The organism is Cellvibrio sp., from assembly GCF_053579595.1.
In genome coordinates, this window is sequence record NZ_JBRFPI010000055.1 from 1 (window position 1) to 16,352 (window position 16,352).

Below are 16,352 nucleotides of genomic sequence, written 5' to 3' on the forward strand. Positions count from 1 at the left end.
GCATCTACCACTGCAGCAGTTATTGCGCATAAAGCCGATATGGGAATTGCATGGGATGGAGATTTTGATCGTTGTTTCCTCTTTGATGAAACGGGTGCATTCACAGAAGGCTATTACATTGTTGGCTTATTGGCTGAGGCTTTCTTGCTCAAAAACCCAGGTGCAAAAATTATTCATGATCCTCGCTTGACCTGGAATACATTGGATATCGCTCAACAAAATGGTGGCCTGGCTATTCAATCCAAAACTGGCCATGCGTTTATCAAAGAGCGTATGCGTGAAGAAGATGCAGTGTACGGCGGTGAAATGAGTGCGCATCATTATTTCCGTGATTTTTTTTATTGCGATAGCGGCATGATTCCCTGGTTATTGGTATGTGAGTTGCTGAGCCGAAAACAGCAAACCTTGTCACGCATGCTAGAAGATCGTATTGCCAAGTTCCCGTCGCCGGGCGAAATCAATAGCCATGTTGCTGATGCAAAAATTGCCATAGACAAAGTATTTAATCACTACGTTTCAGCCGCCAAGTTTATTGATAAGACAGACGGAATTAGTCTTGAGTTCGATGATTGGCGCTTCAACTTGCGGATGTCAAACACGGAACCTGTCGTACGTTTAAATGTGGAAAGTCGCAACAACCAAACATTGGTTGACCAGAAAACAACGGAAGTACTGAATTTACTCAACAGCTAAAATAAAAATTTAGAAGGTTACGATTATGCAGGTTAAGAAAGCAGTTATTCCAGTGGCCGGCCTTGGAACACGTATGTTGCCAGCAACCAAAGCAATACCTAAAGAAATGCTGCCGGTTGTTGATAAACCATTGATTCAATATGTGATTGAAGAAGCCGCGGCCGCAGGCATCAAAGAAATCGTATTAGTAACTCATGCAAGTAAAAATGCGATCGAAAATCACTTCGATACCAGTTTTGAATTAGAGGCACAACTTGAATCGCGCCTGAAGCGCTCCCTGCTGGCGGAAGTGCGCTCCATTACACCTCCAGGGCTCACAGTGATTTCTGTTCGCCAAGCCGAAGCAAAAGGATTAGGGCATGCAATCCTGTGTGCTAAATCAGTAGTAGGTGACGAGCCGTTTGCAGTCTTATTGCCCGACGTGATTGTAGATAATGCAGAATGTAATCTAAAGCAAGACAATCTGGCCGGAATGACCAAACGTTTCGAAGAAACAGGCAACAGTCAGATTTTGGTGGAACAGGTGCCTCATGACCAGGTTGATAAATACGGCGTGGTTGATTGCTCTGGCGTAGAAATTCCGGCTGGAAAAACAGCGGCGATTAAAGCAATGGTGGAAAAACCACCTGTAGATGAAGCTCCCTCAAACATGGCAATTGTTGGTCGCTATGTTTTGTCAAAAACCGTATGGGATTTGTTGGCAAAAACAATGCCGGGGGCGGGCGGGGAGATTCAACTTACTGATGCTTTGGATGCGCTTCTAGGCCAGGAAACTGTTGAAGCATATCAATTGGTAGGGCGTAGCCATGATTGCGGAACAAAAATTGGCTACCTGATGGCTAATGTTATTTATGGTGAGCGTCATAGTGAAATCGGTAGCAAATTTAAAACATTTTTAAAGGATCGCTACAAAATTTAACTATTGATGAGGCTTGAATTGGTTACTACTGAAATACCGTTTTTAATCTCTTAGTAGGTTATTCTGACAGATAGCTTCAGGTGCGACATTTTTCATTAAGGAGAATTAATTGATTATTCCTGTAATACTTGCTGGCGGCTCAGGAACGCGCCTGTGGCCTTTGTCGCGTAAACATTATCCAAAGCAATTGTTGAAATTGTTTGGAGATAAAACCATGTTGCAGCAAACATTGTTGCGCTTGCAAGGTGTGCCCCACCTTGCGCCATCCGTTGTAGTCTGCAATGAAGAGCATCGATTCATGGTCGCGGAACAATTACATGAAATCGGCCAACAAAAATCGTCAATAATTTTAGAGCCTATTGCGCGCAATACTGCGCCGGCATTGGCGTTAGCTGCTATTCATGCGCGAACATTAGGTGATAACCCCATTCTCTTGGTGTTGTCAGCGGACCATATGATTCGCGATGTTGCAGTATTTCAGGCGGCACTTGCTGATGCTATTAAAGCGGCAGAGCTTGGACATCTTGCCACGTTTGGTGTACACCCCACTCGCCCTGAAACAGGATATGGATATATTAAAACCCTGAATGGGGTAGACGCTGAAGCAGCGGCTTTTTTCCCTGTTGCTGAGTTCGTAGAAAAGCCCGATCTGGCGACCGCAGAACAATATCTTGCTGAGGGTTGTTATTACTGGAATAGCGGTATGTTTGTGTTCCAGACAGAGGTGTTTTTGCGTGAGCTTCAAAGCCAGAGCCCGGATGTTGTTGTTGCTGCTGAGCAAGCAAAGGTGTGGGCGGTACAGGATCTGGATTTTATTAGAGTTGATAAAGACTCTTTTGCGCAGGCGCCCAACATTTCCATTGATTACGCGCTTATGGAAAAAAGCCGGAATGTAGTTTGCGTCCCACTCGATGCTGGGTGGAGCGATGTTGGAGATTGGAAATCTTTTTGGGATCTTTCCGACAAAGATGCTTCGGGCAATAGTTTGATTGGTGACAGTATCGATATAGGGTCAACTAATACGTTGGTTTTCTCGCAGGATAAATTAGTGGCCACATTAGGTGTTAATAATTTAATGATTATCAACACTCCGGATGCTGTGTTGGTCGCTGATAAGTCCCAGGCGCAACAGGTTAAGTCAATTATTACCCACATCGAAAAGCAGAATCGTTCTGAGCATCTTCAGCATCGCGAAATTTATCGTCCGTGGGGTTGTTATGATGCAATAGATGCGGGTGACCGTTATCAGGTAAATCGTATTCGCGTAAAACCTGGTGGCAGCTTGTCATTACAAGTTCATCACCATCGCGCAGAGCACTGGATAGTTGTTAAAGGAACGGCACTTGTTCAAAAAGGCGAAGAAACACTTTTATTGTCAGAGAATGAATCTACTTATATTCCAGTTGGCACAAAACACAGATTAAGTAATCCTGGAAAAATACCCTTGGAAATTGTTGAGGTGCAGTCAGGCCCATATCTAGAGGAGGATGATGTAATTCGTTACGAAGATAGTTATGGTCGATCTTAAGAAAGCTTATCAATCTATTTTTAACAGGCTAGGGAGTTTCTAATGAAAGTCACGGTATTTGGAACTGGCTATGTTGGTTTGGTAACTGGCGCTTGCCTTGCAGACGTTGGTCATGATGTTCTTTGTGTTGATATCGATCAGAAAAAAGTGGATAACCTGAATGCAGGGATTATTCCGATTTATGAACCAGGACTGGAGGCAATTGTTAAACAGGCGGTTCAACATGGTTTGCTGAAGTTTACCACCAGTATGGATCTTGCTGTTCAGCATGGTGAGCTGCAGTTTATTGCTGTTGGAACTCCATCTGGTGAAGACGGCTCTGCCGATTTGCAATACGTAGTTGCTGTAGCAAAAACAATTGGTCAGCGTATTACTGATTACAGAGTGGTTGTTAATAAGTCAACAGTGCCAATAGGTACTGCAGAGATAGTCCATACCGCACTTACGGATGAGCTTGGTAAGCGCGGGGTTAGTATCCCCTTCGATGTTGTGTCCAACCCGGAGTTTCTAAAAGAGGGGGCTGCTATTAATGATTTTATGAAGCCTGACCGTATTGTGGTTGGTACTGATAGTGAAAGGGCAGAGCAATTGTTGCGCGAGCTTTATGCTCCATTTAATCGCAGCCATGATCGCATGATTTTTATGGATGTCCGTTCCGCAGAATTAACTAAATATGCGGCAAATGCGATGCTTGCAACAAAAATCAGCTTCATTAATGAGATGGCTAACTTGGCAGAGTTGCTGGGTGCCGATATTGAAAAAGTGCGCAATGGCATAGGGGCTGATCCGCGAATTGGATATCACTTTATTTACCCTGGTTGTGGCTATGGCGGTTCCTGCTTTCCAAAAGATGTTAAGGCGCTGATCAATATTGCCCGCAATGTGGATTACAAAGCTGGTCTTATGGAGGCGGTCGATAAGGTTAATCAGGCGCAGAAAAGCAAATTATTTACCTATTTAGCCCGTCATTTTGGCAATGACCTGAAAGGTAAGGTGTTTGCCTTGTGGGGCTTATCCTTCAAGCCCAATACCGATGATATGCGCGAGGCCCCAAGCCGGGTGTTGATGGAGGCTCTTTGGGCTGCAGGTGCCAAGGTTCAGGCTTATGACCCGGTCGCAATGGAAGAGACGCAGCACATCTATGGTTTGCGTGATGATCTTAAGCTGGTGGGTACGAAAGAAGCCGCGCTTGAGCGCGCGGATGCACTGGTTATTTGTACTGAATGGAAAAATTTTCGTGCGCCGAATTTTGATCTGCTCAAATCTGCCCTGCGTAATCCGGTCATTTTTGATGGGCGCAACCTTTATGAACCAGACAGAATGGCTTCATTGGGTATTGAGTATTATGCTGTGGGGCGTGGCCTAAGTGTCGTAAGGCGCTGATTTTTAAATACTTAATGGGTGGTTGCCATGTTTTCTAGCGATCACTCATTTTCCCTCCCTTTACAATTCGTTCCTACCCCCAGTTCGCGACGCAAACATAGCTAACCTATTGAAAAATATGGGGCATTCTGCTAGCCTTGCGCACCTGCTGATTTTCTATGCTTTGATTTGCGTCTCGGATACATTTTTAGCAGTAGTGGAATCTGTCAAACCCAGCCTGAGGGAGCTTCCATTTTACTTTAACTGACCCGTATGACTGGCCATGCGGAATAGATGGGGCGAGTTTTTAACGTCTGCATCTCTAATTTATAGGTAATACCATGAGTATGAACGAAAGTTTTGCTGCGTTATTTGAAGAAAGTTTAAAAACCGTTGATATGGTTCCGGGTACTATTATTACCGGTGTAGTAATTGATATTGATAAGGACTGGGTGACTGTTCACGCCGGCCTGAAGTCAGAAGGTGTTATTCCTGCTGAGCAATTCCGCAATGAATTGGGTGAATTGACACTCCAAATCGGCGATGAAGTACAAGTGGCTCTGGAAAGCGTAGAAGATGGTTTCGGTGAAACCAAGCTGTCACGTGAGAAGGCCAAGCGCGCTGAAGCGTGGAAAATTCTTGAAGCAGCACATGTTGCTGAAGAAGTTATCAAAGGTGTTATTAACGGTAAGGTTAAAGGTGGTTTCACCGTTGACGTTGCTGGTATCCGTGCCTTCCTTCCAGGTTCTTTGGTTGATGTTCGCCCTGTGCGCGAAACTACCCACCTCGAAGGCAAAGAGCTGGAATTCAAAGTTATCAAGCTCGATCAAAAGCGCAACAACGTAGTTGTTTCTCGCCGTGCAGTGTTGGAACAAGCCAACTCTGTTGAGCGTGATGAGCTGCTTGCTACACTGCAAGAAGGTCAAGCTGTTAAAGGTATCGTTAAAAACCTTACCGACTACGGCGCATTTGTTGACTTGGGCGGTGTTGATGGTCTGTTGCACATCACTGACATGGCGTGGAAACGTATCAAGCATCCAGGCGAGATCGTAAACGTCGGCGATGAAATCGACGTTAAAGTATTGAAGTTCGATCGTGAGCGTAACCGGGTTTCTCTTGGCCTGAAGCAATTGGGCGAAGATCCGTGGATACAAATCACCAAGCGTTACCCTGAAGGCGCTCGTGTGAAAGCAAAAGTAACCAATTTGACTGATTACGGTTGTTTCGCGGAGTTGGAAGAAGGCGTTGAAGGTTTGATCCACGTTTCAGAAATGGATTGGACTAACAAGAACATTCATCCTTCAAAAGTTGTTCAGTTGGGTGACGAAATTGAAGTTATGGTATTGGATATCGACGAAGAGCGTCGTCGTATCTCTCTCGGTCTGAAACAATGCCAAGAGAATCCATGGGATGCATTTGCTCGCACTTGCGCCAAAGGTGACAAGATCAGCGGCAAAATCAAGTCAATCACTGACTTCGGTATCTTCATCGGTTTGGATGGTGGTATTGATGGTCTGGTTCATTTGTCTGACATCTCCTGGCATGAAGCAGGCGAAGAAGCTGTTCGCAAGTACAAGAAAGGCGATGAGCTGGAGACTGTGGTATTGGCCATCGATCCAGAGCGCGAGCGCATTTCTTTGGGTATCAAGCAACTTGAAACCGATCCATTCTCAGAATACGTTTCTGTAAATGATAAAGGTGCTGTTGTTAAAGGTATCGTTAAAGAGGTTGAAGCTAAAGCTGCTGTAATCACTTTGGCCGATGACGTTGAAGCTGTTCTCAAGGCCTCTGAATTGAGCCGTGAGAAAGTGGAAGATGCACGTAACCTGTTGAAAGTGGGTGACGAAGTTGAAGCCAAGATTATTGCTGTAGATCGCAAAAATCGCAGCATTAGCCTGTCGGTAAAATCCAAAGATGTAGAAGAAGAGAAGACTGCTATGAAAGAACTTTCTAGCAAGCAATCTGATCAGGCTTCTCCAACCACTTTGGGTGATCTGATCAAAGCGCAAATGCAAAGTAAAGAGTAATCTTTCTTGCGAATCGGTGGCCAGTCTTCTGGTCACCGATATACTGTGTTGTTGTGTCGTTTTTTGTATTTTATGCGTATCCAGTGGTGTTGTTTGAGTGTTTGTTTAATAACAGAGATCAGGTTATGACAAAGTCAGAATTGATTGAATATATTACTGAAAAACAAAACCAACTAACCATTAAAGATGTTGAAATGTCGGTGAAGCTTTTGCTGGATTATATGTCCGATATTCTCGCATCAGGTGAGCGTATTGAGATTCGTGGATTTGGTAGTTTTTCTTTGCATTACCGCGCACCTCGTACAGGTAGAAACCCTAAAACGGGGGATGCTGTTGTCCTTGAAGGCAAGTATGTTCCTCATTTCAAGCCAGGTAAGGAAATGCGTGATCGCGTTAACGAAAGCATTTTCAAGTTATAAGTTGGCACTTTGCTGCTGATATCGTTTGCTAAAGCGATACTGTTTTTATACCCTCCCTTCCGATATTCTTCTCCGCTTTACGTTATTCCTTGCGATCTCTTTGTGATTCGCCGAGTTGCTATCTATGTTTACGAAATTGTTTGAAGCATCAAGACCTGCCAAGCGCTTGATCTCTTTATCCTATGATGCACTTGCTATTACACTCGGTGTTTATCTGTCAATTTGTCTTAGGTTGGGCACCTTTGATGTAGTGATCACCGCAAAAGAATTGGCTGCATTACTGATAACCATTGTTTCCAGCTTGTTTATTTTTATCCGTATGGGGATGTATCGAGCCATTCTCAGGTATATGACCCAGCCGGCAATAGTAACCATCGTAATCTGTGTATTTTTGTCCGGCGCCACGTTGGCGATTTCCGGTTTTATGACATATTCAAAAATACCGCGCTCAGTCCCTTTTATTTATATTGCATTGATGATCTTGCTGATAGGGGGTCCGAGATTGTTGGTGCGTCATATCATTTTAATGTTGGGGGCGTTACCAGCAAGAGAAGCTATTCCGGTGATTGTTTACGGTGCAGGCAGAACGGGTCATCAACTATTGCAGGCGCTGCAGGACACGGGGTACCGTGTTGCTGCTTTTGTTGATGATAATAAATTTTTGCACGGCACCTTGCTCTCTAATATAAAAATTTATTCCCCAAAATCGATTCCCAAATTAATTTCAGCGACAGGTGCAAGCAAGCTTCTGCTTGCCCTGGGGCGAACCTCGCACAGCACCAGGCTTGATATTATTAAAAAGCTCGAAAAATATCACATCAATGTTCAAACAATTCCCGAGTTTTCCGATATTTTGTCTGGTAAGGCGAGAATCGAAAATGTGCGTGATGTTGATATTGATGATCTGCTAGGGCGCGATAGCGTCCAACCAATGCAACATTTAATGGAAGCTTCAGTCTTGGATAAGGTTGTTTTGGTTACCGGGGCGGGCGGGTCGATTGGCGGTGAGCTTTGTCGGCAAATTATTGAGCTGAAGCCGCGAAAATTAATATTGATAGATCACAATGAGTTTAGTCTTTATAGCATTGAGCGCGAGCTTGCAGGGAAAAATGTAGATCAAGTTAGTGTTGTCGCATTGCTTGGATCTGTTCAAAACTCGCGGCTACTTGATTCTATTATGGTGGAGCATAGGGTTCAAACTGTGTATCACGCTGCCGCCTATAAACATGTTCCCTTGGTTGAAAGCAATTGCGTCGAGGGAATGAAAAATAATGTGTTTGGAACACAGTTTTGTGCTGAGGCTGCTATAAATGCCGGCGTAGAGCTGTTTGTACTTATTTCTACTGATAAGGCCGTGCGTCCCACAAATCTTATGGGAGCGTCTAAACGATTGGCTGAGTTGATTCTGCAAAGCCTTGCACAAAAAAAATCGCCAACACGTTTCGTAATGGTTAGGTTTGGCAATGTGCTAGGTTCATCAGGCTCTGTGGTCCCGCTTTTTCGCAAGCAAATCAAAGAGGGAGGGCCTGTCACAGTAACTCACCCTGACATCATTCGTTATTTTATGACGATTCGTGAGGCTGCCCAGTTGGTTATTCAGGCTGGGGCAATGGGGCATGGCGGTGATGTTTTCGTATTGGATATGGGAGAGCCGATAAAAATCGTGGATCTGGCAAGACGAATGATAAGCCTGTCGGGTCTTACTGTTCGCGATGAACATGACCGTGATGGCGATATTGCCATTAGTTACACAGGTTTGCGCCCTGGTGAAAAATTGTTTGAAGAGCTTCTTATTGGTGACAATGTTGCTCCCACAGAGCATAGTAGAATTTTTCGTGCGATGGAACAGTTTATATCGTGGCAGGAGATGGAATTGTTTTTGAAGCGTTTGGCTGTTGCGTGTGAATCGAACAACAGTGATTTAATTAAATCATTGTTGTTCGAGGTGCCCACGGGTTATCTAATCGACGCACCAGAATTGCCTGAGGAAAATAAAGTTTTACTTGTTAATTGATTACTCGATACAACCTGCGCGAAATTTACGCGCGATAATTAGTAAAGGCGTGTAGGCAATCACTAGCGCAACTGAAAAATGTATCTGAGTTGTTGTGACTGCAACTGCGATAGGTAGAAGCCAGAATAGATTTATGGCAACAATCGCGAGCGTTGCATAAGTATGTGAATTTAATTTAATTGCAATTTTTTGATAGGCGTGAGTTCGATGAGCTTGGTAAACAGCTTGTCGGGTGAGGATGCGGCAAAAAAGTGTGTAACTGGCATCTACAATAAATACACCAAGCATAATTAGCCAAGCTGAAAAAATGCGCAAATCGTCAGTTATGCTTCCAATAGCAAGTAGGCCAATACCAAGGCCAAGAAAAAGACTGCCAGTATCCCCCATAAAAAGTTTTGCTTTAGGAAAATTCCAAAATAAAAACCCACCAGCGCTTGCCGAGATAATTATCAATAAATAGATAACGTCTGTGTGTGTGGTTTTTATCCAATATATTAACGCCATACCCATACAGACGCAGATTGCTTCAAGTGCTGCCAAGCCATTAATTCCATCCATAAAATTGTATAAATTTGTCATCCACACAATAAATAAAATCGCGATGCATGTGGTTAACAATTGAATGAGAGCTGGCCATTCATTGTTGATCCCAATCAGATAAATACCTAAGCCGGCAAGCAAAAACTGTATGGTTAGGCGTATAGCTACATTCAAGTTGAACAAATCGTCACAGATTCCAAGAATTGCTATTAGTCCTGCTGGAATCATCAAACAGTAAATAGTGGAGAGAGTTAAATGACCCAGGCTCAAAGCAGCTAATAATGCGATGACCACGCCTCCAACTATGGCAATGCCGCCGCCTCGCGGGGTGGGAGTTTGATGGGAGCTGCGAGAGTTGGGTGTGTCTAGCAGGCGCTTCCCAAAATGATGGATTACTAAGCGCGAGAGGAGCAGTGAAATCAATACAGGCAATACGCAGAGGGTGAGCCACTTGGTCAATGTGTGATCCTTTATTTAGTGGTTTGAGGTAGTGGATTGTATCTTAGGTTATCGGGATACGGCACTTCATCGTTTTGCACCAAAATAGACCTGTAAAAATATTCATATGTTCTTGTGTGGTGCATTTATGATGGTTCGCCTTGGTGCTAAAGATTATATGTCTATGAAAAATATATAAAAAATAATTATGGTTTAAAATTTGCTTTTTCCTGCTTCGTTTTAATTATTACCTAATAAATGGATATTTTTTGCCTTTATCTGGTGCGATTGCTTTATGGGGTGGGGGATATTTCCTACACTTTGTGCAATCAGTAGATTGACTCTGAGTCAAAACAGAGCAAGGTTCACCAAAAAATTAAAGTGCAATCGGATCACATCCTATTAACCAAAAGAACCATCATGGGGTCACTATGAAGAAGCTAAATTTCAAACTCTTTGCGCTATTAGGGGGGCTACTGACTATTTATGGTCAGGGCGCACTTGCCCAAGAGGCGACAATTAATGGCGCTAATACAGCCTGGATTTTGACCTCAACAGCATTGGTTCTTTTTATGACCTTGCCTGGTTTGGCATTGTTCTATGGTGGCTTGGTGCGTGTAAAGAATATCTTGTCGGTACTTATGCAATGTTTTGCGATTGCTTGTTTGGTTTCAATCCTATGGTTGATCGCAGGCTACAGCTTGGCGTTCGGAACTGGTAATGCATGGATTGGTGATTTGAGTATGGTGTTCATGGCCAACATCAGCGAGGACGCGTTGGCGGGAGATATCCCGCTTAGTCTGCATGCAATGTATCAAATGACCTTTGCCATTATTACGCCAGCGTTGATCGTTGGTGCTTTTGCAGAGCGCATGAAGTTCTCCTCCATGTTGATCTTTTCTGCACTTTGGTTATTTGCTGTTTACATTCCAGTCTGTCACTGGGTGTGGGCTGGGTCAGGTTGGCTATTCGCAAAAGGCTTGTTGGATTTCGCGGGCGGTACAGTCGTGCATATCACTGCAGGTGTGGCGGCGCTTGTTGCCGCCATAGTGATTGGCAAGCGCAATGGCTTTCCAACAACTGCAATGCCTCCGCACAATATGACGATGACGGTTACTGGTGCAGGTATGCTTTGGGTTGGTTGGTTTGGTTTTAATGCTGGTAGCGCCCTTGCTGCCAATGGCAATGCAGCTATGGCAATGTTGGTGACTCATATTTCTGCAGCAGCAGGTGCCTTGGCGTGGATGACTATTGAATGGCTGCGCTTCAGAAAGCCGAGTGTGTTGGGTATTGTGACCGGGATGGTCGCGGGGCTCGGCACTATTACCCCGGCATCTGGGTATGTTGGTCCAGGCGGTGCGTTAGTGATTGGCTTGGCGGCTGGTGTTGTCTGTTTCTTCATGACTCAGCTGATAAAGCGCGTATGGAAAATCGACGATTCACTCGATGTTTTCCCTGTGCATGGTGTTGGTGGTGTGTTGGGCACAATTCTCGCCGGGATATTTGCATCTACTGAACTTGGTGTATTTAGCGGGCAAGGTTTCGCCAGTGGCATCACCTCTATGGGTGAGCAGTTAGTTGTGCAATTGCTGGGTGTCGTTGTTACCTTTGTTTATACCGCAGTTGTAACTTATATCTTACTGAAAGTGACTGGTGTATTTACTTCAGGCTTACGTGTAACCCAAGAAGAGGAAAGTGTTGGTTTGGATTTGAGCCTGCATGAAGAGGATGGCTACAAGCTTTAATTTAGTATGTGACAAATCCAATAAAAAAGAGGAGCTTTTGCTCCTCTTTTTTATTTGGTCGACATGGGAATTCAATACCGATTATTTAAAGGCAATTAAGGCTGCTGTGACTGCAACATTTAACGACTCCACGCCATTATTCATTGGAATACAGATTTGCTCGTTGCAAAGTTTAGTAACCTCCCTTGAAACCCCTTCAGACTCATTGCCTAATACATAAATGCATGGGGCATCAGGGGTGAATTTTTTAAGTTCTGTTGAGGCGTGTGACGATAGGGCGCAGACAATTACACCTGCTTGCTTAAAGTCACCTAAAGCGTGGGGGAGATCTTTACAGCGCAATAACGGAGCTCGAAATACAGTGCCAGCGCTCGCTTTAATAACAAGCGGGTCAATTTGAGCATTCCCTTTTTGGGGCAGCAATATTCCATCGATATTGCCAGCGCAAGCCGACCTAATAATCATGCCCAGGTTTTGTGGGTTTTGTACTCCATCCAGTGCCAGCAGGGTATAATTTTTTTTCTTGTTTTCTGCAAGAAACTCATCGTAGAGTTTATAGCCGCGCAATTGTAAATCGGCTGCCACCCCTTGATCTTGTGATGCATTTTTAGAGATGCGCGATAATGCTTGCCGCTCATGATAAATAATCTCTGCCCCTTTTGCTTTTGCCAACGAAATAATATCGTCAAGAATATCCGCTGATTTATTGCTGCGGGCCAGATGCAGGCGATAAATAAATGTCGCGGGATCCTGCAGTGCTTCGAGAACAGTTTTTCGCCCATAGACAGTCATTAATGAATCAAAAAAACGCTTCTTTTCCAGATAAGCGGGGCTGTCATCGCGGGGTTTGTTCATACTAGGTTTCTTGCATTAGTGAGGGGGGTAGGGGTAGGATTAGGCCGAGCAGAGTTTTTTGTATGCTTGCACCGTTGTCGGCAACCCCATTGCGATTGCGTCTACTATCAGTGCGTGACCAATGGACACCTCCAGCAACCCGGGCACTTGACGAAAAAGGGCAAGATTTTCCAAATTTAAATCGTGCCCGGCATTTAAGCCAATGCCAATTTTTTGTGCGTGGATTGCTGCATCGATATAGGTTTGGAATAATGCGTGAAAGTGTTCATCCTGACGCTTAAACGCGTCGGCATAAGGGCCAGTGTATAACTCAATACGATCAGCCCCCAGCTCTTTGGCCAGTGAGATTTGTTCTATATCCGGATCCATAAATAAACTGACGCGGACCCCGAGATCCTGCAATTCACAAATCAGTGGGCGTAATTTTTCTCCTGCTACCTTTAAATTAAAGCCGTGATCAGATGTAAGTTGATCATTGGAGTCGGGCACCAATGTGCATTGGTGTGGGCGCACGTCCTGTACTAATTTAATAAAGCCGGGAAAATCCCCCAGCAATTCTGCGTAGGGGTTTCCTTCGATATTAAATTCAATGCCCGCGTGGGATTTGACCAGCTCACTGAGTTCATAAACATCGTGTGGTCGGATGTGGCGCTGGTCCGGGCGGGGGTGCACTGTAAGCCCGTCTGCGCCTGATTGAATGCAGATCTCGCCATGGCTAATTACGCTCGGGTAATTTCCTGGGCGAGAATTTCGGATCAGTGCAATTTTATTTAAATTGACACTGAGTGCAGTGTTATTGCTGGGGGTCATTAATGGGTACCAATGCATCTTTAATGCTGGATGGTTTGGGGGTATTTTGCGACTCAATCAATGCGTTCAAACTACTCGCATCAATTCGTTCTGCACTCAGTATACGTACAGCATAATTTGGAGCTTCCGGAAAGGCTTTAAACATTCCACGCGGTTCTTGTGCAATTTTTTCAATCACTTCCATTCCTGCAACCACTTTACCAAATACCGTGTAGCCTGGTTTTGTTTCAGTGGCATTTAATGACGGGTTATTTTTCAGGTTGATATAAAACTGCGCTGTTGCACTGTTGGGGTCCTGTTGTCTCGCCATAGCTACACTTTTGTAATCATTTTTCAAACCGTTCACCGATTCATTTACAATCGGTTTGCGGGTCTCTTTTTCAGCAAAATCGAATGTCATCCCGCCACCCTGAACAACAAAGCCAGGTACTACACGGTGGAAGATAGTGCCGTCATAAAACTTGGCATCTACATAACCAAGAAAGTTTTGCGCGGTCACCGGTGCAGATTTGGAATACACATCTACGACAAATGTTCCCAAATCGGTCTTTATTGCCACCAGGGTGTTTTCAGCAGCATAAGCATTGATGCTGGTAACCAGACTAAAACCCAATAATAAATGCACGATTTTTTTTAACATGTTAGCTACTCTCAGCGCCATTCTGATCTGCGTTTGCGACGACCGAAGGCTTGCAAAATAAAAGAAAGGAAAACACCACCAAACACTAATCCACCGCCGTAAATCCAATGATTAAATCGGTCAGCATTTTTGAGTTTTTCATTTTCCGCTTTGAGTACATCAGCATGGGTTTGTAACAGTTGGTTATCTTTGAGCATGCGTTGATGTTCTTCTTCCAGATTAAATGCTGTAGTGGCAGCCTGACGCATATCTTCTGTGTCAGCCAATAGTTGTTGATGCTCTTGCTGAACTTTTGCGAGCTGTTCTTTGAGCTGCGCATTTTCAGTTTGTAATGTCAATAAATCGCGTGAGGAATTAGATAGTGCCGCCAATTGTAACGCGGCAGTTGGTTTGTCAGTTACATTTTGGCTGCGCACCCAGCCTTCGGTGCCATCCGGTGTTATAACAAGTGACCATAGATTATTGTCAGTGCCAGTTTCTTCGCGAATAAAACTGAGTTTGGTTCCGCTCGCTAATCCTTGCTGCAAAATACTGGCTTGCGAATTTTTGTCGCTACGCACAGGAATGTAGATAACGTCAGATACATATTTATCTGCGGCGATACTAGGTACACTGACTAACGACAAAGTGAAAAGCGATAGCGTACAGCCAAGAAGGGATATTTTTTTCACAGTTGCTCCGATCCTTAAAAATGAAAAGAAAAAGACTTAAGGCAATACTTTTTTAAATGGTTTTACAACAACCTTGGCGTAAATACCAGCCGCCACATAAGGATCTGCATCTGCCCAGGATTGCGCTTGCTCGAGGGATCCAAATTCAGCAATAACCAGGCTGCCAGTAAAGCCTGCGTCACCTGGATCACTATTGTCGATTGCCGGGTGAGGGCCAGCAACAAATAGGCGGCCCTCGTCATTCAATTGTTGTAGGCGGGCGAGGTGAGCGGGGCGCGCTAGTTTGCGTTTTTCCAGGCTGTTTGAAATATCTTCGCTAATAATGGCGTAAAGCATGAAACATTCTCTTGGCTAAAGTCGATAACGGATTTTTTTGAAAATATAAAGTTCGTCTGGCGGTTAATTCTCACTGCCATCATTAATCACGTCTTCCAGTGTTAGATGGGTCAGCAGGCGAATACTGCGAAATACATAAAATAACGTCCCCATCATAATGATCATCATTGGCAGTGCGATAACGGGGTAGCTCAGGGCGGTCATTTTACCTAATTCCGCATTGAATTCTGCCGTTCCCGGTTGGCTGATCAGAATAATTTTTGCCAAAATATAATTTAACGCCGATGACAAAAAGAACGACGCGGCAATCATCAACGACGCATTATTCAATGTTCGCTCAAATTGTTTTTGGGTGCCGTAGTGTTGCAGGGCGGCATCGACCTTATGAATCTTCAGTACTTTATCGTTATAGATAAAGGTTTTTACCAGCGGATAGCGGGTTCTTATTGAAATCAGCGTAACGATGCCAAGAATGCCGGGAATTGCAGCTTCTTTAATCGCAAAATATTGGGGAGGTAGATGCAAAAGGCTTAGGCCTCCCGTGAGCAATACACTGACAATACCTAGGGCAGAAAATACATTAATTTTTTTGTTGATAAGAAAATCGCGCAACCCGTAACTGATGGGAAATGCAAGTGCAACGATGAGCCCCCAGGTTGCACCCAAATGTTCATCCCCGCTGAGCTTGGTCAAAATCAGCGTAGGGATAACAATGTTCATTAACAGATTGGCTAAAAAACTTTCTTTTTTAGGTTTGGGCTGCGAATTTGCAGGCTCTGCGGGAGGTTTATCGGCTAACATGCTCACATTCTTTTCAGAGTTATTGTCGGTCATGACCAATCCTGGTGATGTATTTGTTGTTTGGAGTTCGAGTGATTTTTGATCTGCATTGCCACACCCATTTTTCTGACGGGATGCTTAGTCCGGAAGCTGTGATCGCGCGCGCGAAAGAGCGCGGTGTTGCAGTGCTGGCGATTACGGATCACGATACCATAGCTGCTGTGGGGATTGCACAAAAAGCCGCGTTGGATGCAGGCATCACCTTGATCTCTGGTATAGAGTTTTCCAGTCAATGGGGAAAGGGTGGTGTGCATATTGTCGGCTTGGGGGTTGATGTAAATTCTCCTGCACTGATTGCCGCCGTGGAGTTTCAGGAGCAAGCGCGTAAGACGCGCGCACTAGCAATTGCGGATCGATTATCAAAAGCCGGATTTCCCGGTGCATTGTCGGGGGCGCAGGGGATTGCTGGTAATGCTACCCTGGGGCGACCACATTTTGCGCAATATTTGGTTGCGGTGGGTGCAGTAAAAAACATCAATGCGGCCTTTAAAAAATATCTGGGGGCGGGTAAGCCT

At 44.5% G+C, this 16,352-nt stretch carries 15 protein-coding genes and 1 pseudogene; 9 read left to right on the top strand and 7 right to left on the bottom strand.

Annotated features, from left to right (window positions below; genetic code table 11):
- From ACWA6V_RS05455 to ACWA6V_RS05485, 7 genes and pseudogenes are all read left to right on the top strand, one after another.
- Positions 1–693, top strand: a pseudogene (locus ACWA6V_RS05455) (phosphomannomutase CpsG); the annotation flags it as partial.
- 25 nt (positions 694–718) lie between these two features.
- Complete coding sequence (gene galU / locus ACWA6V_RS05460; RefSeq protein ID WP_449521533.1) at positions 719–1,612, top strand: UTP--glucose-1-phosphate uridylyltransferase GalU; 894 nt, start codon at positions 719–721, stop codon at positions 1,610–1,612.
- A gap of 109 nt (positions 1,613–1,721) precedes the next feature.
- Positions 1,722–3,140, top strand: a complete 1,419-nt coding sequence (locus tag ACWA6V_RS05465; RefSeq protein WP_449521534.1) for a mannose-1-phosphate guanylyltransferase/mannose-6-phosphate isomerase — start codon at positions 1,722–1,724, stop codon at positions 3,138–3,140.
- A gap of 42 nt (positions 3,141–3,182) precedes the next feature.
- Entirely contained in the window at positions 3,183–4,523 is a 1,341-nt protein-coding gene (locus ACWA6V_RS05470) for a UDP-glucose dehydrogenase family protein (RefSeq protein WP_449521535.1), read from the top strand.
- A 326-nt stretch (positions 4,524–4,849) separates the two neighbouring features.
- Entirely contained in the window at positions 4,850–6,529 is a 1,680-nt protein-coding gene (gene rpsA, locus ACWA6V_RS05475) for a 30S ribosomal protein S1 (protein ID WP_310071340.1), read from the top strand.
- A gap of 125 nt (positions 6,530–6,654) precedes the next feature.
- The gene (gene ihfB, locus ACWA6V_RS05480) at positions 6,655–6,948 is read left to right on the top strand and encodes an integration host factor subunit beta (protein WP_449521536.1); all 294 of its coding nucleotides are present in this window, start codon (positions 6,655–6,657) and stop codon (positions 6,946–6,948) included.
- Between the two features lie 124 nt (positions 6,949–7,072).
- On the top strand, positions 7,073–8,962 hold the full coding sequence (locus tag ACWA6V_RS05485) for a polysaccharide biosynthesis protein (RefSeq protein WP_449521537.1): 1,890 nt from the start codon (positions 7,073–7,075) through the stop codon (positions 8,960–8,962).
- Here ACWA6V_RS05485 and ACWA6V_RS05490 read toward each other — a convergent pair whose 3' ends face one another.
- On the bottom strand, positions 8,963–9,961 hold the full coding sequence (locus ACWA6V_RS05490) for an MraY family glycosyltransferase (RefSeq protein ID WP_449521538.1): 999 nt from the start codon (positions 9,959–9,961) through the stop codon (positions 8,963–8,965). It lies immediately after the preceding gene.
- Between the two features lie 410 nt (positions 9,962–10,371).
- Between ACWA6V_RS05490 and ACWA6V_RS05495 the strand changes: the two genes are divergently transcribed.
- A complete protein-coding gene (locus ACWA6V_RS05495) occupies positions 10,372–11,685 on the top strand; it encodes an ammonium transporter (protein WP_449521539.1) in 1,314 nt (437 codons plus the stop codon).
- An 81-nt stretch (positions 11,686–11,766) separates the two neighbouring features.
- Here ACWA6V_RS05495 and rlmB read toward each other — a convergent pair whose 3' ends face one another.
- From rlmB to ACWA6V_RS05525, 6 genes are all read right to left on the bottom strand, one after another.
- Positions 11,767–12,540 carry a 23S rRNA (guanosine(2251)-2'-O)-methyltransferase RlmB gene (gene rlmB, locus ACWA6V_RS05500; protein WP_449521540.1) on the bottom strand — a complete coding sequence of 258 codons (774 nt, stop codon included), beginning with the start codon at positions 12,538–12,540 and terminating at the stop codon, positions 11,767–11,769.
- Positions 12,541–12,579: 39 nt separating this feature from the next.
- The gene (locus ACWA6V_RS05505) at positions 12,580–13,350 is read right to left on the bottom strand and encodes a pyridoxine 5'-phosphate synthase (protein WP_449521541.1); all 771 of its coding nucleotides are present in this window, start codon (positions 13,348–13,350) and stop codon (positions 12,580–12,582) included.
- Complete coding sequence (locus tag ACWA6V_RS05510; protein ID WP_449521542.1) at positions 13,334–13,990, bottom strand: peptidylprolyl isomerase; 657 nt, start codon at positions 13,988–13,990, stop codon at positions 13,334–13,336. The genes ACWA6V_RS05505 and ACWA6V_RS05510 overlap by 17 nt, the downstream gene beginning before the upstream one ends.
- A gap of 11 nt (positions 13,991–14,001) precedes the next feature.
- On the bottom strand, positions 14,002–14,661 hold the full coding sequence (locus tag ACWA6V_RS05515; RefSeq protein ID WP_449521543.1) for a TIGR04211 family SH3 domain-containing protein: 660 nt from the start codon (positions 14,659–14,661) through the stop codon (positions 14,002–14,004).
- Positions 14,662–14,697: 36 nt separating this feature from the next.
- Complete coding sequence (locus tag ACWA6V_RS05520; RefSeq protein WP_449521544.1) at positions 14,698–14,997, bottom strand: YciI family protein; 300 nt, start codon at positions 14,995–14,997, stop codon at positions 14,698–14,700.
- A gap of 63 nt (positions 14,998–15,060) precedes the next feature.
- Positions 15,061–15,798: a VC0807 family protein gene (locus ACWA6V_RS05525; protein WP_449521546.1), complete on the bottom strand. Its 738-nt coding sequence runs from the start codon at positions 15,796–15,798 to the stop codon at positions 15,061–15,063.
- Positions 15,799–15,869: 71 nt separating this feature from the next.
- Between ACWA6V_RS05525 and ACWA6V_RS05530 the strand changes: the two genes are divergently transcribed.
- A partial coding sequence (locus ACWA6V_RS05530; RefSeq protein ID WP_449521545.1) for a PHP domain-containing protein occupies positions 15,870–16,352 on the top strand: 483 nt, incomplete at its 3' end.

Bases quoted from the DNA above. Each gene is read 5' to 3' on its own strand.
- ACWA6V_RS05525 (WP_449521546.1), bottom strand. From the start codon at position 15,798: ATGTTAGCCGATAAACCTCCCGCAGAGCCTGCAAATTCGCAGCCCAAA.
- rpsA (WP_310071340.1), top strand. From the start codon at position 4,850: ATGAACGAAAGTTTTGCTGCGTTATTTGAAGAAAGTTTAAAAACCGTT.
- ACWA6V_RS05510 (WP_449521542.1), bottom strand. From the start codon at position 13,990: ATGTTAAAAAAAATCGTGCATTTATTATTGGGTTTTAGTCTGGTTACC.
- ACWA6V_RS05520 (WP_449521544.1), bottom strand. From the start codon at position 14,997: ATGCTTTACGCCATTATTAGCGAAGATATTTCAAACAGCCTGGAAAAA.
- ACWA6V_RS05495 (WP_449521539.1), top strand. From the start codon at position 10,372: ATGAAGAAGCTAAATTTCAAACTCTTTGCGCTATTAGGGGGGCTACTG.
- galU (WP_449521533.1), top strand. From the start codon at position 719: ATGCAGGTTAAGAAAGCAGTTATTCCAGTGGCCGGCCTTGGAACACGT.
- ACWA6V_RS05470 (WP_449521535.1), top strand. From the start codon at position 3,183: ATGAAAGTCACGGTATTTGGAACTGGCTATGTTGGTTTGGTAACTGGC.
- ihfB (WP_449521536.1), top strand. From the start codon at position 6,655: ATGACAAAGTCAGAATTGATTGAATATATTACTGAAAAACAAAACCAA.
- rlmB (WP_449521540.1), bottom strand. From the start codon at position 12,540: ATGAACAAACCCCGCGATGACAGCCCCGCTTATCTGGAAAAGAAGCGT.
- ACWA6V_RS05485 (WP_449521537.1), top strand. From the start codon at position 7,073: ATGTTTACGAAATTGTTTGAAGCATCAAGACCTGCCAAGCGCTTGATC.
- ACWA6V_RS05505 (WP_449521541.1), bottom strand. From the start codon at position 13,350: ATGACCCCCAGCAATAACACTGCACTCAGTGTCAATTTAAATAAAATT.